Origin of the sequence: Methanococcus voltae PS (assembly GCF_024807035.1) — an archaeon.
Lineage (GTDB): Archaea > AGJL01 > Methanococci > Methanococcales > Methanococcaceae > Methanococcus > Methanococcus voltae.
In genome coordinates, this window is record NZ_JANUCQ010000001.1 from 575,440 (window position 1) to 598,064 (window position 22,625).

General features: G+C 29.7%; 19 protein-coding genes. 11 read left to right on the forward strand and 8 right to left on the reverse strand.

The annotated features are described in order from the left end of the window. Positions 1-275: 275 nt before the first annotated feature. From M2325_RS02715 to M2325_RS02725, 3 genes are all read left to right on the forward strand, one after another. The gene (locus M2325_RS02715) at positions 276-881 is read left to right on the forward strand and encodes a hypothetical protein (RefSeq protein ID WP_259050734.1); all 606 of its coding nucleotides are present in this window, start codon (positions 276-278) and stop codon (positions 879-881) included. Positions 882-1,037: 156 nt separating this feature from the next. After that, the gene (locus M2325_RS02720; protein ID WP_259050735.1) at positions 1,038-1,952 is read left to right on the forward strand and encodes a hypothetical protein; all 915 of its coding nucleotides are present in this window, start codon (positions 1,038-1,040) and stop codon (positions 1,950-1,952) included. Between the two features lies 1 nt (position 1,953). Next, complete coding sequence (locus M2325_RS02725) at positions 1,954-4,257, forward strand: cohesin domain-containing protein (protein WP_259050736.1); 2,304 nt, start codon at positions 1,954-1,956, stop codon at positions 4,255-4,257. Between the two features lie 86 nt (positions 4,258-4,343). Here the strand turns inward: M2325_RS02725 and M2325_RS02730 are convergent, their stop codons facing one another. Continuing rightward, a complete protein-coding gene (locus M2325_RS02730) occupies positions 4,344-5,141 on the reverse strand; it encodes a D-aminoacyl-tRNA deacylase (protein WP_259050864.1) in 798 nt (265 codons plus the stop codon). A 252-nt stretch (positions 5,142-5,393) separates the two neighbouring features. On the opposite strand from M2325_RS02730, the gene serB reads away from it, so the two are divergent. Then, a complete protein-coding gene (gene serB, locus M2325_RS02735) occupies positions 5,394-6,059 on the forward strand; it encodes a phosphoserine phosphatase SerB (RefSeq protein ID WP_209590603.1) in 666 nt (221 codons plus the stop codon). Positions 6,060-6,122: 63 nt separating this feature from the next. Here the strand turns inward: serB and M2325_RS02740 are convergent, their stop codons facing one another. From M2325_RS02740 to M2325_RS02750, 3 genes are all read right to left on the reverse strand, one after another. Further along, positions 6,123-6,638, reverse strand: a complete 516-nt coding sequence (locus tag M2325_RS02740; protein ID WP_209590604.1) for a chorismate--pyruvate lyase family protein — start codon at positions 6,636-6,638, stop codon at positions 6,123-6,125. Positions 6,639-6,827: 189 nt separating this feature from the next. Further along, the gene (locus M2325_RS02745) at positions 6,828-7,424 is read right to left on the reverse strand and encodes a DUF106 domain-containing protein (protein ID WP_209590827.1); all 597 of its coding nucleotides are present in this window, start codon (positions 7,422-7,424) and stop codon (positions 6,828-6,830) included. A 351-nt stretch (positions 7,425-7,775) separates the two neighbouring features. After that, a complete protein-coding gene (locus M2325_RS02750) occupies positions 7,776-8,348 on the reverse strand; it encodes an ATP-dependent Clp protease proteolytic subunit (protein WP_209590605.1) in 573 nt (190 codons plus the stop codon). A gap of 306 nt (positions 8,349-8,654) precedes the next feature. Here M2325_RS02750 and hemB point away from each other — a divergent pair, with 306 nt between their 5' ends. Beyond that, on the forward strand, positions 8,655-9,635 hold the full coding sequence (hemB, locus tag M2325_RS02755; RefSeq protein ID WP_259050739.1) for a porphobilinogen synthase: 981 nt from the start codon (positions 8,655-8,657) through the stop codon (positions 9,633-9,635). Positions 9,636-9,716: 81 nt separating this feature from the next. On the opposite strand, the gene M2325_RS02760 is transcribed toward hemB, so the two are convergent. From M2325_RS02760 to glnA, 3 genes are all read right to left on the reverse strand, one after another. Further along, on the reverse strand, positions 9,717-11,000 hold the full coding sequence (locus M2325_RS02760; protein WP_209631695.1) for a peptidase U32 family protein: 1,284 nt from the start codon (positions 10,998-11,000) through the stop codon (positions 9,717-9,719). Positions 11,001-11,062: 62 nt separating this feature from the next. After that, positions 11,063-12,634, reverse strand: a complete 1,572-nt coding sequence (cobQ, locus tag M2325_RS02765) for a cobyric acid synthase CobQ (RefSeq protein WP_209590607.1) — start codon at positions 12,632-12,634, stop codon at positions 11,063-11,065. A gap of 287 nt (positions 12,635-12,921) precedes the next feature. After that, complete coding sequence (glnA, locus tag M2325_RS02770; RefSeq protein WP_209590608.1) at positions 12,922-14,262, reverse strand: type I glutamate--ammonia ligase; 1,341 nt, start codon at positions 14,260-14,262, stop codon at positions 12,922-12,924. Positions 14,263-14,602: 340 nt separating this feature from the next. Between glnA and thiM the strand changes: the two genes are divergently transcribed. The 3 genes from thiM (at position 14,603) to M2325_RS02785 (ending at position 18,210) form a co-directional block, all read left to right on the forward strand. Continuing rightward, entirely contained in the window at positions 14,603-15,412 is an 810-nt protein-coding gene (gene thiM / locus M2325_RS02775; RefSeq protein WP_209590609.1) for a hydroxyethylthiazole kinase, read from the forward strand. Positions 15,413-15,818: 406 nt separating this feature from the next. Further along, positions 15,819-16,439, forward strand: coding sequence for a thiamine phosphate synthase (gene thiE, locus M2325_RS02780; RefSeq protein WP_209631694.1), 621 nt, complete (start codon positions 15,819-15,821; stop codon positions 16,437-16,439). 130 nt (positions 16,440-16,569) lie between these two features. After that, positions 16,570-18,210, forward strand: coding sequence for a Na/Pi cotransporter family protein (locus M2325_RS02785; RefSeq protein ID WP_259050740.1), 1,641 nt, complete (start codon positions 16,570-16,572; stop codon positions 18,208-18,210). 159 nt (positions 18,211-18,369) lie between these two features. On the opposite strand, the gene M2325_RS02790 is transcribed toward M2325_RS02785, so the two are convergent. Then, on the reverse strand, positions 18,370-19,749 hold the full coding sequence (locus M2325_RS02790; protein ID WP_209590612.1) for an NAD(P)/FAD-dependent oxidoreductase: 1,380 nt from the start codon (positions 19,747-19,749) through the stop codon (positions 18,370-18,372). A gap of 202 nt (positions 19,750-19,951) precedes the next feature. Here M2325_RS02790 and endA point away from each other — a divergent pair, with 202 nt between their 5' ends. From endA to M2325_RS02805, 3 genes are all read left to right on the forward strand, one after another. Continuing rightward, positions 19,952-20,500 carry a tRNA-intron lyase gene (gene endA, locus M2325_RS02795; RefSeq protein WP_209590613.1) on the forward strand — a complete coding sequence of 183 codons (549 nt, stop codon included), beginning with the start codon at positions 19,952-19,954 and terminating at the stop codon, positions 20,498-20,500. Positions 20,501-20,623: 123 nt separating this feature from the next. Next, a complete protein-coding gene (locus M2325_RS02800) occupies positions 20,624-21,808 on the forward strand; it encodes an archaeosine biosynthesis radical SAM protein RaSEA (protein WP_209590614.1) in 1,185 nt (394 codons plus the stop codon). A 236-nt stretch (positions 21,809-22,044) separates the two neighbouring features. Then, positions 22,045-22,299 (forward strand): selenium-binding protein, encoded by a 255-nt coding sequence (locus tag M2325_RS02805; protein WP_209590615.1) that lies wholly within the window; start codon positions 22,045-22,047, stop codon positions 22,297-22,299. The last annotated feature ends 326 nt before the right edge of the window (positions 22,300-22,625 follow it).

Consider the following 22,625-nt stretch of genomic DNA (forward strand, 5'->3'; position numbering starts at 1 on the left):
TTTAATTTATTTTTTTCGAATATAATTTTATTTTTATAATATTATAAAACCATTCTTTTAGTATTTTACAATATTTCCATATTATTTTAAGTTTTACTATTCTACTTTATTTTATTTGTGGTAAAGTTATTTATATTATAATATACAATAATAATCATAAATTATTATAGATTACTTTATAAACATTAAACTTAACTTTAAATATATTTTTATCAGCATATTATCAAATCATAATACTAAATTAAAATGGCATAGAAAAAATAGGAGGTATTGACATGAACAATATAAAAGTAAAAATAAGCTTTATTTTGGGTTTAATTTTATTATTAGGCATTGGAACTTCATTTGCCGAGGCAAATCCTACAGTTACCTCAGATAATGCTCAATCAAGTGAATTAAATGAAGTAAATGATTTTAACGTAGAATTAATTCCCAATGCTGATTTAAACAATATAAGTGTTGGGCAAACCTTTGATATAACCGTTAAGTATACTCAAGATATTGAAGATTTAGCAGGCTTAGAAACAAGTTTAGAATTACCTAATAGTTTAGAAATAGTTTCAATTAAAGGAAATGACCATTTAAAAGAGTTGGCAACAGAGCAATTCTATAAATTAAAGAAAAATGACAATATAATAATTAATTCTTTCGTCGTTTTCGATGGAACAATTGACGATAAAGCAAATTTATACACTGTAACAGTTAAAGCTACATCGCCTGGAGATTACTATTCGCTTTTAAAATATGAATATTCAAACAGTAAAGGTGATTCAACACCTAAAGAATATTTAAAAAGCCAAATGGTAATTAAAGGGGAAGAAAAAAATGATAAAGGATTTTTTGATTCAATAATTGACATGATATTGAGTATTTTTAAATAACTGGGTTTAATATCTTTTAAATCTTAATTTAAATTAAAATTAAACCTTTTAAACAATTTTTTAAAATAATGAGTAATAAACTCAAATAACCCTTTAATAAAAGAATTATTTTGTAATTGGTTTATAATTATTTTTTTAACTTTCGGATGGTTTATTATGAAATTGAATATTAAAACTAAAGACGTCATCGGTAAATATCGATATTTATCCATATTATTTGTATTGTTAATATTTTTTTTAGCTATTTGTAATATATCGTATGCTTTAGACGACGATGAAAAAAATAACATTAGAGTAAAGCTTATTGAACACGATAAGACAAAATATCGTGATGAGTTGGAATATGATGGCAATAATGTTGTTCTTGACGTGCTTATCGAAAATATCCCCAATAATTTTGGATATTCTGAACGTTCTGAAGATAAAGACGGCGGTTGTAAGGGCGTAGACTTATTAATGAATTATTCAACCGAATATTTGAAACCTGTGAGTTTTAATTGGAGTGACGATTTTAAAGATACAAAACTTAAACGTTACGAGATGAAAGATGGAAAGCTAGATTTATCAATATCTTTTGAAGATTTAGTGACTAAAGACTTTATTTTAGGTACTATCACATATACTCCAATAAAAAAAGGAGAAACCGAATTAACTATGGGCGGGGACATAACCTCCAACTATGGGCAATCTTACAATGGAAATAACCCTTATTATAAAGATATTAATAAATTAGAAATTTCGGGAAGGTATCCTTCAATATCCTACTATGATTTAAAATTAGATATTAAAAAAGAGTCCAATTACGTGGGAGAAACAAAAACAACTGAAAAAGTGGACGACGAAACAGCAAGTATTGGTGAACCGGATTCTTCAAACTTAAATATTAGAGTAAACCAGGGAGAACCTGTAATACATGTTAAAGAAATAAATGTTTCACAAATAGAGCCTAAAATAAGTGTAAATTTAGACACTGAAACAGTTTTTGATTTTAAATTAGTAGTTTTAGCAATAGCGATAGGTTTAATTTCTGGAGTAGCTTTTGGTTTATTCTCACGAATTGGGGGTAAATAATATGGTTATTAAAAATAAGATAAAACTGAAATTTTCAATTTGTTTGATAACATTATTGTTTATGTTGTTTATTATTCCAAATAGTTGCATGGCTATAACCCCAAATACGGATTATAAAATGTCTTTGGAGCCAAATAGTAAAACTATAGGCGTAGGAGATTCTTTTGACATAGTATTGTGGGGTAATACTCCCAAGGTATCTGCAATACAGTCCAAATTTAATTATGATACTAGTATGTTAGAATTAACAAATATAGAACTTGGTTCAATTTCTGATAGTGCGTCAAGTAAACGTACAGACCTTTCGTCATCTTTAATAACGATGTTATGGTTTGACCCCAGTACTGCCCCCGAAGGCTATTACAAGATTGCTACACTATCATTTAAAGTTTTAAAGGGTGGAAATACTACTATAATACCTAGAAGCTATGAATTTTCAGATAATAGGGGCGTTTCAGTTATTCCAGTCATTAATTCGGCTAATATAATGGTTTCGGGAGGTATGAAAGCTGAATTAATTCTCAATAAACCAAAACCTAACGTTGATAATAGTGCAGTTTTAAAAATATATGGGATTGACGCATCAGACCCCAATTTAAAAAATATAACCGGTAGTTTTAATTTTAACGCAGATAACAATAATAATGTTGAATTAATTGGTAATTATAATATAAAAGTTGCTAATTCTCAATATAATTATTATATGATTGACACGTCGAAAAATTCATTTGTTATATCCTTAAAAGATGTTTTAGATGAAAATTATGATAAAAGTTATACTTTCAATGAAATTATAGAAATACCTTTAAAATTAAATAATATAGTAGAAGACCCCAAAAATACTATATTATATAATGTTAGCGTTGGAGATAGGACTATATTAGATAAAAAGGTTTTTTACGATAGTTCTACAATATTGGATAATAAACCATACTTTGCTATAGTTCCAGCGGGTTCTTCGACAGCCGTATCCTCAACAGATTTGAAATTCTGTACATATGAGAAATTTAGGCTAAAAGCATTTAATATGAAAGATAATAACCTAACAAAATTTTCAGGTTATATATTTGTAGATGAAGATAAATTCTCAGCAGACCAATTTAAAATATCTCAATTTTCAACAGTGTATGATAAAGTAAATTACTCGGAATTGGAAATAAATGAGAGTTATTTGAAATATAACTTAACATTATCAAAGGGAATTGAAGAAGAGAGTTATACAGTTTTAGAATTTAGAATAACGCCATCTAATAATCAAGATTCTAGTTATCCCTTAATTTTGGGAAATTTTAGCGTTGAAAACAATGATACTAAAGTAAATGTAGATACAAAAGATATAACGGTTAATATATTGGAAAAAGAAGAAAATATGCCCCCTTCTATCTCGATAGGCTATGCAATTTCAGATAACAATTATGTATCTTTCCTTCCTTTTATGATAGACTCTGATGATGATACCGAAGATTTAGAGTTAGAATGGAAATTTGGGGATGGTGACGATTCTACAATGGATGAACCATCTCATAAGTACGATTACGGGCAATATTCCGTATCTTGTACAGTAAATGATAAATTAGATGCAACCGATTCTGTACGGGGTCATTTAATTTTAAAAGAATATAATATCTTAAATTACACTTTTGAGAATTTAAGGGCAAATTTAACTAATTCAAATAATTCAAATAATCTAAATAACGTAAATAGTGCAAATAATATAACCTATAAAGCAACTTTTGAGCTTCACAACCCGTTAAGTGCCGATGTTAGCGCATATGCCACGTTTAAAAACCCTAAAGGCTATAAATTAATTGAAAATAGTACCACCGGCAAATCCCTTAACAAAATTATAATACCTGCAAACGAAAAAAGAAATTTAACTATGTTAATTACTTCATCATCGAAAAAACCATTTGACGTAAAGTGGGACGTTAAATATTATCCAAGCTCTAAAACACAGGATGATGATTTTTATATCCAATATTATGAATGGAATTTTGTAGAAAAATCATTTGAAGGCGTTATTACTTCAATAAACAGTCCCAAATACAAAGATATTACATTGGGTAATCAGGAAATGACTTTTAAAGTAAATAGGGTTCCTGAGATAAAAGAGTATGAAATTACGAAGAAAATTGAGGTTATATCGCCTAATTCTGTAGTTTTATACTTAATTTTAACAGTCATAAGCTTTACCATGGGTTTATCATTTGCAATCGTTGTAAAAAATCCTAGAAACCGCAGAATTTTATTATATCGCTTAAGAAATAATTTTAGGAAGATTTATGACCATATTAGGGGTTATTAAATTAAAATATGATAATAGCAATAGTATAAACTAATATAATAATATAAAATATAAAAAATATAAAAAAATTATTTTTTTAGTTATTTTTAAATTCTTGACCATTCAATGCCTAATTCTTCGAGCCATTGTATGTATCTTCTTTTATCTTCGCCATATAATCCTTTCCAATCAATTAAAACAATATCTACTGGCTGTTTAGTTAAAAGTTGCATAAACATATTTTCTGATAACTTAGCATATTTTGGAACCAAGAAACCCATATAATATTCATCATTTAGTGCTAATTTTGTAAATTTTGGACTATAATGACCCCCACCAAGTCCTACAGCTCTTTTTAATGGTTTTTGCTCGTTTTTTAGCAATATTTTCAACGTATTATCTAGTGCATTAGCAACTATGACTGCAGGGTCTTTCATCTGCCACTGTTCCTCGGTACTACCTATTTCTACGAATACACAAGGTGCGTCTAAATCCGTAGGACCGTGATGTAATACTTCAAAGCTAACTTCGAAATCTATTTCTTCGCCAGTTTTTTCATTGATACATTTCTTATTGTATTCATTTATCTTTTGCAGAAGAATTGTATTTAATTCAGGTATACAGTGTGGTATTTCTTCGGGATTTCCACCATGGGAGTTATCTTCTGTAAGGTTACCTTGTGTATGAACGGTAAGTGTTGGTTTACCTGTAGCACTAGCGTGTTTGGATAAAAATATATAACACTCTGCAGTTGGGTAGGAACTTTTATCAGTTCGTGTTGTTCTTTCATCAATTTCAAAAACTTCATAACCTTTTTTTTCCATTTCTTCTTTTAAATTTTGACTCGCAGGGTCTTGTTTTGACGAAATCAATAAATACTTTTTAATGTCAAATTTTTTGGACATTTTAGGCATTTTAGGCATGCTAGTTTCATTACTTAATGTATTCATTTTATTCATAATATCACAAATATTTTTAATTACTCGATTTTTTAATCTTTCAATTTTTAACTTTAATTAAATTTAATTAATATATCTTTGAAAACTATATAAATATTTAGATAAAATTTAAATAATTAAATCCTCTAATCGATATATGATAAGAATACAAATAATAAATTATTAATTTAACTTAACTTAGTAAATTTGGTGAATATAATGAATGATAACAAACAAGAACAACCCTGTAGTAAAAGAAAAATAATTTTATTTGATTTAGATAGTACCTTAGTAGACTGCGAAGTAATCGACGAATTAGGGAGACTTAATAACGTTGAAAAAGAAGTCGAACAAATAACAAAGGACGCAATGGATGGAAAATTAGAATTTGAACAAGCTCTTGAAAAAAGAGTAGAATTGTTAAAGGGATTGTCCGAAACACAAATTTTAGAGTTTTTAGAAAGTATACAATTAATGAATGGGGCAAGAGAGACACTTTCTAAATTAAAGGAACATGGATATATAACAGGAGTTGTAAGTGGCGGTTTTACATTTGCAACATCGAGAGTAAAAGATTTATTAGGATTGGATTATCATTTTGCTAATGAATTAGTTTATAAAGACGGGATACTTACTGGAGAAGTTATAAAAAACGTTTCAAGTAGACTGGCTAAAGGGGAAATATTGGCAAAAATCGCGGAAAAAGAAAACATAGATTTAAAAGACACCGTGGTAGTTGGCGATGGAGCAAATGACATCAGTATGTTTAATATTGCAGGTTTAGGAATCGCATTCTGTGCAAAACCTGTTTTAAAAGATATTGCAGACTACTGTATTGACGAAAAAGATTTAAGTCATATCTTAAAAATTTTAAAAATAGAATAATTAATTTTATTTAATTTATATTTTAATTTTTCATATTATTTTTTATTATTTTATTATTTTATTTTAATTTTTTAAATGGTCTTCAATATTGAAATATTCATCAATTTCCATAATTGGCTTACTATTATGGATTATATAGTATTTTCTTTGAGGCAATTCTTCCCGAATAGGATTTAATAAATTTTTAGCATCTTCAGGTATTTCTGAAACGCTAATCTTTTCGATTTCTCTACGGGTTTCTAAGTTATGAATTTTTAGAATTTTGCCGATTGGTATGTCTGCAGAAAGGAGGTCTTTTTTAACGCTTTCTCGTATATAATAGTCTTCAATATTGATTAATGGGGTTTTTGACGTGGCGTATATCAAAGGTACTTCATTAACATAGAGGGCAACTGCCCTATGATTAACATTATCGATTATTTCTTGATAAACGGTTTTTACAACAACCTTACCTTCAAAAATGATTTCTAATAAGTTAGTAATGCTTCCGTCAGTACCGAGTAATATTTTTTCAACATCGGACAATCCATGCTGTTCTTTAAGTTCTGAAATAACTTTGTAGGGTTTAATATTGACCATACATTCACCAGTAATTAATTTTTATATTAGTTTTATTTTTTTATTTTTTATTTTTACACTATTTTAATAAGTTATTAGTTCATCTAATATATTAGTTTTTATTTGATTTGAACATTAAAATAATATTAAAAATGATAAAAACATGTTAAACTATTTTAAAAATTTAAAAAAGATATTAAGTTAATTTAATTATTTAATTCCCATAAGTTTCCTTAGTAACATTGATGTACCCATTGAACAAAGTATGTACCAGCCTAACCAGCCCAAAACAGTTCCTGAAATTATTTCGAAACCGCCTCTGTAGAATATTCCACCAATCCAGTGCCATATATCAATGAATAAGATTTTTGAAATAATAACTGGTAATTCAACGATTGCACCATTCCACGCAGGATTTGCCAAATGGTAAACACCGTTTACATCGAATACGTACCTTAAATAAGCAAATATCGCAATAATTGGAACCCATGTATATATCATAGGCTTGAAACTCATTTTCATCATTTCCATCTGAGTGCCCATCATTTCCATCTGTTCCTTTTGTAATTCTTGCATTCTTTCAGGGTCTCTTCCTGCAGCTTTTGCTTTTTTCTGGAAAGCTTGCATTTCTTCTTTTATTTCAGCCATCCTATCCTGATTAACCAAAAATTTAGTTGCTAAGTTAATTATAAAAGATACTATGAATGCAGTTGCTAAAATAAATAGTGCTGGGTCCATACTATTTACTAAAGGCAAAAATACGACATTCATTGCCCCAATAAACGCATTCCATATAGTATCAAAAATCGAAGTAATAAATTCAAACATACTTTTCCTCATTGTAAATTTTATAAATTTAATTTGTTTTACTTAATATTAGATTCTATTAGATTTTATTAGATATTATCATATTCTATAGACTCTAATTTTAAATTTTAAATTATCTTAAATTTAAATTATCTCAAACATAAACTGCCTATAACTGTTAATTGTTTAATGATATTAAACTTTTTATTATATTTATAGATTTTGAATTACAATATCGTAATCCTGTTATAAATTCATATTATAAAATAGAAATTATGGTTAAAAAATATAATTGTATATATAATTTATATATACGTTATATAATTTATATAATTTATATAATTATATAAATTAATGTATTGAAATTATCTTACTTCTTTTAGAATATAATTCAGAACGTATTTCTGTTATCAATCCCATATTAACGGCTTCGTCAGGATTGAGTGTAGTTCTTTCAAGCATGAATTCTTGAATTTGTGAGGCTTCTAGATTACTATTGGTGGATATAACCTTTGAAATGTTTTCCATGTCAACTTTTAAGGATTTTAGACGCTCTTCGATATCTTTTTCCCCTAAATTAGAGGTACTACTAAAAACTGACCTAACATCATGAATTAAAAACCTTGACTGTGGCGATGCGTATCTTTCCCGACCTGCACAAAATATAACGATACCGATTGAGTCAACGCTTCCAAAGTTATGGGTTGTTACATAAGCAGGTATGCCCTTTAAATAATTATATGCACTTAATCCCGCCGTAACATCCCCGCCTGGTGATGAAATGAGTAATTTAAACCTGTCTACGCCGTTGTTCATTTCCTTATCAATAGCAGTTATCAATGAAATAACGGAGTTTTGGTCAACTGCTCGCATAAATCGTATAACTACTTCCCTATCGTTACTTTCAACAGAATTCATTTTCATAATTAACCTCAAAGTTCTGTTTAATAATTTATTTTAATTATGTTTATAATGTTAAATATATATAAAATCCTACGTAAAAACTAATTAATTGCATTACCTATTATGTAACTTGTTATATTTAATTTGTTATATTTATATATCAATATTACGAAAATATATAAAATGAAAATAATGATAAAATAATAAAAGTAATAATAAAAGTAATAATAAAAGTAATAATAAAAGTAATAATAAAATAAAACGATAAAATAACAAAAATATAAATTAATAATGAATAATTTAAAGAATAATAATTAAGGTGATTTTATGATAATTAGACCAAGAAGATTAAGAAAAACTCAAAAAATTAGGGATTTAGTACGAGAAACCGATTTAAAAGTAAATGATTTAATAATGCCTATTTTCATCGACGAAACTTTAAACAATGATGAAAAAAAACCTATCTCTTCCATGCCTAATCAATATAGATTTGGAATTGATGCCGCAGTAAAAGAATGTGAAGAAATAGCCGATTTAGGTGTTCCCGCAGTTATTTTATTTGGTATTCCAAAAGAAAAAGACGAAATAGCTTCGTCAGGATATGACGATAACGGCGGAGTTCAGGAAGTTATTAGAAAGGTAAAAGAAAAATTAAACGATGATTTAATTATAATTGCTGATGTATGTATGTGTGAATACACAATTCACGGGCATTGTGGTATTATATCAAAAGATGGAGAAGTTTTAAACGATGAGACACTCCCAATTTTGGCCAAAATAGCACTTTCATATGCTAAAGCAGGTGTGGATATCGTAGCCCCATCAGATATGATGGATGGTAGAGTATACGAAATTCGTAAGGTACTCGAGGAAAACAACTACAAAAATGTTTCAATTATGAGTTATTCAGCAAAGTATGCTTCAGCATTTTATGGACCTTTTAGGGATGCAGCAGACAGTACGCCACAATTTGGAGATAGAAAAGCTTACCAAATGGACATTGCCAACTCAAGGGAAGCTCTTAGGGAAATAGAGCTCGACATCGAAGAAGGGGCAGATTTATTGCTTGTAAAACCCGCTTTACCGTATTTGGATATTATAAGATTGGCAAGAGATAATTACAATATACCAGTCGGTGGATACTGTGTAAGCGGTGAATATTCAATGATTGAAGCAGCCGCTGAAAAAGGCTGGTTAGACCGGAAAAAAACAGTATTTGAGACACTTTTAAGTATTAAAAGAGCCGGAGCAGAATTTATAATCACTTACTGGGCAAAAGAAGTCGCTGAATGGTTAAGTAAGAATTAATAATATAAAATAATATAAAGTAATATAAAGTAATATAAAAATTAATAAAATAAAAATAGTATAAAAAAATAATAAGGATATTTAAATTTCCTTATTATGTTCTTTTTTTAATAAAAAAACTCTATCGTTTTCTCTTACAAGGTTATCTATTTTTAAACCCACGTTTTGACCTTTTAAAGCTTTTTCTACAATTTTTCCATCAATTTGCATTGAGTTAACAACCTGTTCCACACAACCTGTGGTTTCACCAGTTATTATTAGCTCATCACCGTTTTCAATGTCATTCGTTAAATTAATTTCGGCTACTCCAACCTTTTTATAGTAATTTACAACTTTTCCAGCTTCAATTTTTCTATATGGTGAAGCATTACCTTCTATTTCATACTGTAAATCGTGAACTGAATTGCAAGTATTTCTGAAATAGAATCCTGTATCGTATTCACGATTATAAATTTTTTGAAGTTCTTTCAGGAAATAAGGGATTTTCTCTAAATAATTGCCATTATAAGTAGAATCTATGGCTTCCCTATAAATTTTAGTGGTTTTCATTACATAATCTAGGTTTTTAGCCCTACCTTCGATTTTAAAGCAGTCAAACACATCCATAAGTTCTGGCACGTGTTCAATGGTGCACAAGTCTTTTGGAGATAATAAGTATTTACCTTCGCAGATTAATTCATGGGTGCCGTCTGAATGTTCATTTACTAATTTCCAACTTCTACGGCAAGGTTGTAAACAATCTCCACAGTTAGCGTGCCTATTAAATAAATAAGAGCTTAAAAAGCATCTACCACTCATAGCAACACATAAAGCACCGTGTACAAAACCTTCAAGTTCCAAATTAACTTTTTGAGAGTTTAAATTGTTTTTTATTTCCTTTATCTGATTTAAACTTAATTCTCTTGATAGAACAACCCTATCAGCAAATTTTGAAAAGAATTTTGCAGAAAGGGAATTTGTTATATTATTCTGTACACTCACGTGTACTTCAAGCCCCATTTCTTTTGCTTCTTGCATAAGTCCTAAATCACTTACTATAACGGCGTCAACTTCTGCAGATTTTGCAAAATCTAATATTTCAAGTGCTTTTTGCAAATCATTTTCATATAGAACCGTATTAGTGCATAAATAAACTTTTTTGTCATTTTCTCGTGCAATTTTAACACCTTGCACAAGTTCGTCTCTTTCAAAGTTTTTCGTGGTTGCACGCATACTAAGTTCTTTTAAACCGCAATAGACAGCATCTGCGCCGTTATTATATGCAGTTATTAGTCCGGATAAGTCCCTAGCAGGGGATAACAACTCTACGTTTTTCTTTTTAGTATTAGTACTACTAAAATTGTTTATACTATTTATATTATCCATATTATCTATATTATCCATATTATCCCTAATTTACATATTATTATTTTATCATTATTTTATCATTATTTTATCATTATTTTATCATTGTTTCCTTCAAAATCATAATTTATGCTATTTTCAATTATTTTTGCTAGTTTGTCTAAATTTTCATCAAATATCTCATTTGCAGATTTTTTTGACAATTCATAGCTGTAATTATTTCTTTTAATTATTAAATTTAATAAATACTCCTTAAATTCTTTATTTTCTAATATCCCGTGTAAATAAGTACCTATTACTAATGATTTACCGTCTGATTTAATCATACCGTCAAATCCTTTGCCATTATTTCCAAAGCCTTCGCTTAATCTTATTAATTCGCACTCTTTAAGACTACTAAATTCATTAACGTGTGTTATGCCTTCATGTAATTCATAGCCTGTTACTTCAAATTTTGAAGTATTATCGTTACTTTGTTTATCGCTTTCTTTATTTTTTTCAGGGGCATTTAAGTACAATATGCCTTTTGAATTTTTAATTACTTTTTTATTTTCCTTTTTAAATTCCGTACAGATATCAAAGAGTCCTAAACCTTCAATTGTACCGATTTCTGATTCTATTTTATCTTCATCAATTATTTTGCTACCCATCATCTGATAACCGCCACAAATACCTAACACAATACCGCCGTTATCAATATATTCCTTTATTTTTTTATCCATACCGCTATTTTTTAATTTATCCATTTCTAAGGTTGAACATCTTGTTCCTGGTAAAATCAACATGTCCCCGGTAATATCTTCATTAAAATCAACAAATTTAATCCTTGCGTCGGTTGAAAGAGCGTCAACATCCGTAAAGTTAGCTATTTTTGAGAATTTTACTACATTTACTTCGATAGGACTAGACATATTTCCAAATACCTTTTTAGATTGGATAGCTTGGCTATCTTCCTCTGGAAGTATTAAGCTTTCATCGTATGGTATAAGTCCCGCAACGTCAATATTTGTTAGTTCGGTTATTTTTTTGAACCCATCAGTTAAAACATCCGCATTTCCTCTAAATTTGTTTATTATGAAGCCTTTTATCAACTTTCTCCAGTTTTCAGGTAAAAGTTCAACTGTACCATAAAGTGATGCAAACACACCGCCCCTATCAATGTCGGAAACTAAAAGCACGTCTGCATTTGCCATTTCTGCAACCCTTAGGTTTGCTATATCGTCTTCTAATAGGTTAATTTCACAACAGCTACCCGCGCCTTCCATTATTACATAATCGTAATTTTTATTTAAATAATCAAGACTTTCTTTTATTTTTTCAATGCAGTAATCTTTTTCGTTCCTATATTCATTATAATCAAGGTTTTTGTATGGTTTACCGTGAATTATAACCTGTGAAGTGAAATTGCCTTTCGGTTTTAAAAGTACTGGGTTAAAATGCGTTGAAGGTTCAACTTTTGCCGCAACAGACTGTGTATATTGGGCTACTGCTATTTCCCCATCTTCTACACTAACTCTCGAGTTTAAACTCATATTTTGAGATTTAAAAGGAGCTACTTTATATCCCTTATTAGCTAGCATTCTACAAATTCCTGAAACCATGACCGTTTTTCCACTATTGGAAGCTGTTCCTGCAACCATTATAAATTTTGCCATTATTACACCATAAAATTTTATTGTAATATGTAATTAACTATTTAATTATACATTTGGGATTGTAACTGTAATCCTAATTGTATATTGAAAATAATAAAACAAATATATCTTAAAGGTATTAAATTAATTTTTAATTGAATTAATTATTAAATCAAAATAGTGAAAAATAGTATATATAATTTTATAATTATTATTTCAATTTGAAACAACTGTAAAATGATAAAATATCAAATAATAAATATAAAAAATAATAAAATAATAAAAGAAAGTATATATTAGATTTAATATTAAATTCTTACGTATTTGTTAAATTCCCAATCGGTAACAGCAGTTCTGTATGCGTCATATTCTTTTGTTTTGATTTCAATGAATTTATTGAAGATATGGTCACCGAGTGCTTTTTTAAGTACTTTGTCTTGTCTTAATTCTTCGATAGCATCATATAAGTTTGAAGGAACTGAATCAATGTTTGCTTCTCTTTTTTCTGCTTCTGACATTGCAAAGATGTTCTTTTCAACTGGTTCTGGCGCAATTAATTTTCTTCTTACACCGTCGAGACCTGCTGCTAACATAACAGTGAATGCCAAGTATGGGTTACATGCTGGGTCAGGAGCTCTAAATTCAACTCTTGTACCTTTTCCTCTTGCTGCAGGAACTCTAATTATGGAAGTTCTGTTGCTGTTTGCCCATGCGATGTTTACAGGTGCTTCGTATCCAGGAACTAATCTTTTGTATGAGTTTACGGTTGGGTTTGTAACTGATACAAGTGCTTTTGTATGCTCTAAGATACCACCAATGTAGCTTAAACAGATGTCACTTAATTGGTGAGCGTTGTTTTCATCGTAGAATGATGGTTTTCCATCTAACCATATACTTTGGTTACAGTGCATACCGCTTCCGTTCATACCGAAGAATGGTTTAGGCATGAATGTAGCAAGTACACCGCTTTGTTTTGCAAGTGTTTTAATTGTTGTTTTAAAGGTTATCACACTATCAGCAGTTTTAACTGCATTGTCGTATTTAAAGTCAACTTCGTGCTGACCTGGTGCTACTTCGTGGTGTGAAGCTTCAACGTGGAAACCTAAGTTTTCTAATGCAAATACGATGTTTCTTCTTAAATCATTTCCTTCGTCTAATGGTTCTAATTCAAAGTATCCTGCGTCGTCTCCAGGTACCCATTTGCCATTTTCGTTTTTCAAGATAAAGAATTCTGGTTCAGGGCCTACAAAGTATTCTCCTTTGAATTCTTCTTTAAATTCTGCTAAAACTCTTTTTAAGCAACCTCTTGGGTCGCCTTCGAATGGTTTTCCGTTTTTCCTGTATACATCACAAATTATTCTTGCAACTGATTTTTCAGAAGGTCTCCATGGTAAAACTGACAATGTTGATAAGTCCGGTTTTAAAACCATGTCAGAGTCTTCAATTTCAACAAATCCTTCAATTGAAGAACCGTCGAAGAAAAGACCGTTTTCTAAAACACCCATTAATTCTTCTTCGCCATCTGCTGTTCCTAATTTTACAGGGTATGCGATATTTTTAGGTTCACCGTGTATATCAACAAATTGGAATCTTAAAAATTTCACGTTGTTGATTTTTATGTATTCTAATGCCATCTCAAGTGAAGTCATGTTTTGCCTCCCGTTGCATATCTTGTATTTTGTTTTTGTTAATGATTAGTTATTATTTATAATACTTATCTCTATCGGAAATATATTTCCGATACAAGTATATATAACTTACGTCGGAATGTTGCTTTACAAAATAAAATAATTGGATTAAGTGTTGTTTTAAATAATTCAATTATAATTGCTAGATTATATTTATAATTAATAATAATGATAGATAGAAAATATATAAATAATATGATATCTAAAAAACAAATAGACAATTAGACAAATAGACAAATAATTATTAAAAATAAAATAAAGAAAAATAAAAATATTACTAAAATATAAAAAAGGGATATTTATGAGTTTAAATTATTATGAATATTTGGGAAAAGTAAGAGAAATGAATCCATTGGTTCAAAGTATTACAAACTATGTGGTTATGAATTCTACCGCTAACGCATTGCTTGCATTGGGCGCTTCCCCAGTTATGGCACATGCAAAAGATGAATTAGATGAAATGGTTGCAATAGCAAGTAGTTTGGTTATAAACATTGGAACACTCGACGAATACTGGATTCCATCAATGAAAAAAGCTGTAAAAATAGCTACTGAATTGGATAAACCTATAACTCTTGACCCCGTGGGTGCAGGAGCTACAAAATTAAGAACTAATTTAGCTCTTGAATTATTGGACATTGGAAATATTACAACCCTCAGGGGTAATTTCGGAGAAATAACCGCACTTTTGGGTGAACACGGTAAAACAAGAGGCGTAGATAGTGCAGAATGTGGTTCCGAAGAAGCACTTGAAACCTGTTTAAATGCTTCAAAAGAGTTCAACACAACCGTGGCAGTGACTGGAAAAGTTGACTACATCGCAAATAAAGCAGATAACGAGTATTTTGCAGTTAAAAACGGTCACGAGATGTTAAGTAAAGTTACAGGCACAGGTTGTGCAAGTACTTGCGTTATAGGTGCATTCTCCGCAGTTGAGAGAACTCCAAAAGCTGTAGCTTCTGCATTATCCACCTACGGATTATGTGCTGAAAAAGCAGTTTTAGAAGCGCCATACCCTGGTAGTTTCAGCGTAAAAATGTATGACTGGCTTTACTTAATGAATAAAAATGTTTTAAAAGATGGTATGAAAATTGAACACTATAATATTTAATAAAATATATTATACTATACCATGATATAATAAAATATAATAAAATATAATAAAATATAATATTAACAAATTTATAAATTATTTTTAGTTTTTTTAGTTTTTTTAGTTTAATTTGGTAATATTTACTAATTGAAATAGTAGCTTACCGTAAATTATATATATTTAAAATACTATGTATCTTAAAAGGGTAATTAATTTCATATTTTAGGAATTACAATTCTACCTTTGTGACATATAATTATCTAAATTAACTATAAATAAAATAAGGTTTAAAATAAATTATTAAAAATAGTATAAATTATGACACCCGATAAAAACATGATAAAATAGTGCTAAATAGTGCTAAATAGTGCATATTGTGTATGACAAATACATAATAAACATATACCACAGTAGAGTGCAAACTATGAGCTTTAGTGACAAATTGAAATTATATGTAATAACAGATAGCCGTTTTGGTAGCGAAGTAGACCAAGTTAAACAAGCATTAGAAGGCGGGGCTACGTCAATACAATTGCGACTAAAAAATGTATCTACCAGATATTTTTTAGATACTGCCAAGAGTTTAAGAAAATTAACTACGGATTACGATGCGCTCTTTTTTGTAAATGATAGATTAGACATTGCCATAGCATCTAATGCCGATGGAGTTCACGTGGGTATGGATGATATGCCAGTGGAACATGTAAAAGAGATAGCACCAAACTTGATTGTTGGTTCCTCCGCATATAACATTGCCGAAGCTAATTATGGTATAAATGCAGGTGCTGATTACTTGGGTGTAGGGGCTGTTTATTCAACAAACACCAAATTGGATGCGCGATATTTGGGAGTAGATGGTTTAAGAAACATTTCTAAGTCTGTTAATCTACCTATCGTAGCAATTGGGGGTATTAGTCATCAAAATTGTGAAGATGTGCTTAATTGCGATATTCAAGGACTTGCGGTAATTTCTGCAATTTTAAATTCGGAAGATATTGTCAATTCATCCAAGGAAATGAGAAACATAATTGATAAATATATTTAATATATATGAGATTTTAAACTATGATTTTAATTAGGATTTTATAATGATTTAAATACTAAAAATATTAAACATATCCAATAATTCGTAATATAATAAAAAATCTAAATTTGATACCTAGAGGTAGTCAATCATGTATGAAACCGTTTTGTTTGAAACTGTAGCAGGAGTTGTCGGAGGTCTTGCCTTATTTCTTTACGGCATGACTTTAATGGGTACAGGTCTTCAAAAGGTCGCAGGAGACCGGCTTAAAAAAATGATAGAAGTACTTACAAAAAATAAATATATGGGCGTTTTAGTGGGTGCCGTAGTTACTATGATTATACAGAGTAGTAGTGCCACCACGGTTATGGTTGTTGGTTTTGTTAACGCATCTTTAATGAGTCTCTACCAGGCTATCGGGGTCATTATGGGTGCTAACATAGGTACCACAGTAACAGCTCAATTGGTAGCTTTCAAATTGACTCACATAGCACCTTTAATCGTAGCTTCAGGGGTTGCATTATACCTTGCATCAAAAAAGAGAAAACACTTAGATACTGCCGAAGTTTTAATTGGTTTTGGTATATTGTTTTTAGGTATGGCTATGATGTCAGCGGTTTTAAAGCCTTTAGCTGGGACACCTATGTTCGAAGAAATGTTGATGAACTTAGAAAATCCATTTTTGGGTATTTTTGTAGGTTTTATCATTACAGTAATTCTTCAAAGTAGTAGCGCAACTACAGGTTTGCTTTTAGCAGTTGCTGCTTCAGGTGGTATGTCTTTAGAAGTTGCATTCCCTATTATCTTCGGTCAAAACATTGGTACGTGTGTTACAGCAATTCTTTCAAGTATTGGGGCAAGTAGAAACGCTAAAAGGGCAGCAATCATGCACTTGTTGTTTAACTTAATCGGTACTTCGATATTTATGATTTTAATCTACGTAACTCCAATAATAGGTTTTATACAAAGTTTAAGTACTACGGATATTCAAAGACAAATTGCAAACGCTCACACCCTGTTTAACGTTGCAAACACTTTGATGTTATTACCTTTCGCAGGTTATTTCGTATACGTTGCAGAGAAGATATTACCTATTCAAGAAGATGAAAGAGAAATGAAGCCTATGAAGTACGTGGACAAACGTATTGTTGAAGAAACACCTTCTATCGGGTTACTTTTAATCTCCAAAGAAGTTTTAAGGATGGGTAAAACAGTTGGTAAAAGTATTGATTATTCAATGGATGCACTATTAAACAAAGATATGAAATTAGTTGAAAAAGTAAAGAGAAAGGAAAAATTAATTGACTTAATGGCACATGAATTAACAGTAAATTTAATAGAATTGTCAAATAAAAGTTTATCGGATGAACAACACGCTAAAATTTCAGTTCTTACAAGTACCGTTACAGATTTAGAAAGAATAGGGGATATTGCAGAAGAAATCGCAGAAAAAGCTGAATATATGATTGAGGAAAATCTTTCATTCAGCGAAGATGCGCTAAAAGATTTAAACGAAATGTATGATATGATAGATTCAACCTATTCAAAGACTATGGATGCTTACAAATCTACAAGTTTAGAAGTAATCGAAGAAGTTATCTATTTAGAGAATGAAGTAGATAAATTAGAAAAAGCATATCGTAAGAAACATATTAAAAGACTTAAGGCCAAACAATGCAGTCCCAAGGCAGGAATTGTATTTTTAGATGTTATAAGTTACCTCGAAAGAATTTCAGACCACTCTTCAAACATTGCTAAAACAGTTAGGGAAGCAGTACACGATAAAAAATAAAACAAATGGAATAAAACTAGTAATAAATAAAATAATAAATAAATAAATAAAAAATGGAATAAAATATAAACTATAAAATAAATTAAAAATAAAGAATAATATACTCTTTTTTTCTACTTATTTCAATAAAAAAATCAAAATCAAAATCAAATTAATAAATTATTGATTTTCTTTTTTAATTTTTTCAACTGTGTTTTCCGCTGCTAAGAATAACGGGTCTACAACCATTGATACTGGTGGAGCGTATGAAAATTCCATATTTGCCAATTCTTCAACAGTAACACCTTTACTTATGGCAATGGACATTGCGTCGATTCTTTCGGTAACACGCTCTTCACCAATTGCTTGGCAACCAATAACTCTGTTGTCATCTTTTTTAACGATTAATTTAATGTAGATTGGTTTTCCGCCAGGGTAGTATCTTGCTCTAGATGCTGATTTCGTAATTGTGGTAATTACTTCAATGTTGTTCATACCAGCTCCAATTTCAGACATACCAGTTCCTGCGATTTCTAATTTACCTATTTTGGTTACATTACTGTTTAAAACAGGTTTTGAAACTGGTGCATTTTCTAATTTTGCAATGTTTTTTCCAACTACTTTTGCTTGTCTAACTGCTGTAGTTCCAAACGGTGAAAGTGTTTGCTCTCCAGTAATAGCGTCTACTACTTCGACACAGTCACCTACTGCGTAAACATCAGCAACACTTGTTTCCATGATTTCATCTGTTAAAACTGCCCATCTGCCAATTTTACAGCCTGCTTTTTGTGCAAGTGCAATATTTGACCTTACGCCGGTTGACATAATAACCATTTGAGCTTCAAGGGTTTCTTCGCCAACCATAACGCCACAAACAGCGCCATTGTCATCTGCTATTATTTTTCCAACAGGTTTTTCAAGTATGATATTTAATTTTGCATCTTCAGAAGTATTTTCTTCTTCTAAGTAATTTTGAACAATTTTTGCCATATCTGGGTCTAAAGCTCTTGGGAATATTTGAGGTACCATTTCGATAACAGATACATCAATGCCAATTTCTTTTAAACAGTATGCCATTTCCATACCAATAGCACCCGCTCCAGCTACAACTACTTTTTTAACGCCATTTTTGTTGATGTAGTTTTGAATATCCATCCCATCTTGGATTGTTCTTACTTTAAATACACCTTTGGAGTTTACGCCTTCGATAGGTGGTATAAATGGAGTTCCACCGGTTGCGAGAACTAATTTATCGTATTTTATTTCATTTATTTCGTCAGCTTTTTTGTATACAACGGTTTTTTCGTCAGCGTTAATGTCAACTACTTCAGAGTTGATGAGAATTTCCACGTTTTTCTTTGCATAATCTTCCGGTTCGTGCATAACAATTGTTTTAAAATCTTTGATTTCCTTACCTATAACGTAAGGGATTGCACAAGGGGAGTATGCAATATAGTTTTCCTGTGTTAATACGGTTATTTCAATGTCTGAATTGTATTTTCTTATTGTAGACGCAGTTGTTAAGCCTGCTGCACCAGTACCTATTACTAAAACTTTCATAACATAGCCTTCATAATAATTTTTAATTTATTTTTAACTTATTTTTAGTTTTATACTCTTTTATATAAATAAAATCAAAGGATTAAATTTCAATAATAACTAAGAATATATACTATATAATACTAATTTAGAATAATAATACAGTTTCATACTTTAAATAATTTTACAATTTAAAATATAGAATAATAAAACACGTGATAATATGGCAAGAAAAAAGGTTAAAAAAACCGCATCTGCAAAATTAGTGGATGATAGGATATTAGTACATGATAGGAATGCAATTTCAAGACTAAACGAAAAACGATACGGAGAATTGCACGATAATTTTTTATCATTGTCACTAGTAGAGGGTCTATATCTTACATATAAGGAATGGATAGTAGTAGCAAAAGGAAATAAAAGAGAAGGGTACAAAACAATTGATTTTGAGGAGCTATTCGAAATAGTAAACGAAATAAGTCCAAAATTATGCTCAAAATACTTAGTATATAAAGATTTGAGGACGAGGGGCTATACAGTTAGAACTGGTTTAAAATACGGTTCAGATTTCAGACTTTACGAAAGGAACAATATTGATGAGATACACTCTAAATATCTTGTGAAGGTTTTCACTGAAGAAATGCCTTGCGAATTATCCGAAATGACAGGTTTTGTTAGGGTGGCTCATTCCGTTAAGAAGCAACTGATAGTTGCAATTTTAGACGCTGACGGAAGTGTAGTTTACTATAATATGGGATATTTAAGACTTTAAATACAATATATATTTTAGTATATTGTATCATAGTATAAGAATAATATAAAAAATAAAAATAAATAAAGTAATTAATATATAATCTAAAATTAAATATTAAAACTAAATATTAAAGGTAAGATGATGACCAAATTTATTGATATGGAAGAAATGGAAAAATTTTTAAAAGAAAATAGGGCAAGACAACTAAGGAAAAGAAAAGAAATAGACCCTGATAGGGCTATTGCTACCTGGATACAGGATGATATCTTTGTAGACCAAACAATGGGTAACAGTTTTACAATTATTTTGCGAACAAAAGGTTGTAAGTGGGCATATGTAAGCGGGGGCTGTACAATGTGCAGTTATTTAATGGATGCTTCGCCTGTTGATATTTCCACTGAAAACATTATAAAACAATTTACGCAGGCACTCGAAAGAAATTTAAATATAAAAGAAGATGCGACCGATGAAGAAAAAGCTGAAAATATAAAAACACTTAACAAAAAATTTAAAAAAGGCTTTTCAATAAAAATGTTTACATCAGGAAGCTTTTTAGATGAGTTCGAGATTACAAAGGATGCTCAAAAATACATATTTAGTAAAATTTATGAATTAAGAGAAATGGGCTACAATATAAAAGAAGTGGCAATCGAATCACGTGCTGAATTCATAAACGATGAAAATATGAAATTTATTAGAGATAACCTTAAAGACATAAACATCGAAATCGGGGTCGGTATCGAATCCTTTAACGAGCAAATAAGAAATATTGCAATACACAAAGGAGTTTCAAATGAAACAATCATAAATGCGTTTAATGTAGCTAAAAAGTACGACGTAGGTATGAAATGCTATATTTTAATAAAACCGCCTTTCATAACCGAGCAGGATGCAATAAATGATGCAATAGCCTCTGCAAATAAATGTATCGAATTAGGAAGTAGTAGAATTTCATTCTGTCCTGCTTCAATTCACAAAGGAACCATAATCGAAATGTTATGGAAAAAGAACCAATACAGACCGCCATATTTATTAAGTCTCTTAAAAATTGTAAAAGAAGTAAAACAAGCAAATCCTAACGCTTTAGTAATGTGCGATACTTCAGGTATACCTTCAAAAAGAGGAGCTCACAACATATTAGATTGCGAATGTAACTCAAAAATTAAGGAAATTTTGGGAGATTTCACAATAACACAAGATATAGAACTTTTAGATTATGAAAATGGACAATATGATTGTTGTAAAGAAAAATGGGAACAATTCATTGAATTTGAAAATAATAATTATGTGCCTTTAGGTGATGAAAAATTGATATTGGGTAATTAAAATATTATCTAATATTATCTAATATTCTCTATTTATTATTTTTTTATTTATTAATTATTTTTAGTTATTTCAGCTATTTTAACTTAATTTACCTAAAGTTAGTTTATTTTATCATATTTCTAAATTTTTTAAATAATTATACCGCATATAGAACCATATGGAAAATTATATATACAATCTTTTAAAAAAATATTATATGGTCTTAGGGGTACTGTATATATAGCAAAGGTGTAAAAATGGTTTTTGAAGATACATTTATAATAACTACTGCCAACCAAATTCCAGGGGTGGAGCTATACACATTAGGCATAGTTTCTGCTACTTCAAAAAATGCAAACGTTGACGAGATTGTACAAGCCCTAGAAGCGCTTGTAAAAGCTAAAGAAGGTGGCTTTGCATTAATAGGATTTACTTTGGTATATACAGATGGAGAATTATTGGGGTATGGAACAGCTGTGAAAGCAGACGAAGGACAATTTGTGATGGGATAATCCAAAAACCCAAAGTGTAGAATAATACATAATTAAATAAATAATTAAATACATATAATAATACATAAGATACATACGTAAAATAATAAATAATATATACATAATAAAATTATAAAATTTTTAATTAATTTTTAGCCTCACGTAAGAAAGTTATATTAACTTTAAAATAAATTGGTAAAATAATAGTTACAATACATTATATTACAATTATATTATATTACAATTATATTATTTTCATTTTTATTATTTTTAATCAAAAGCTTGTAAAAACACATGGATTATTAATATTTTTAAATACCTCATTTGATTATCTAATTGCTTAACTA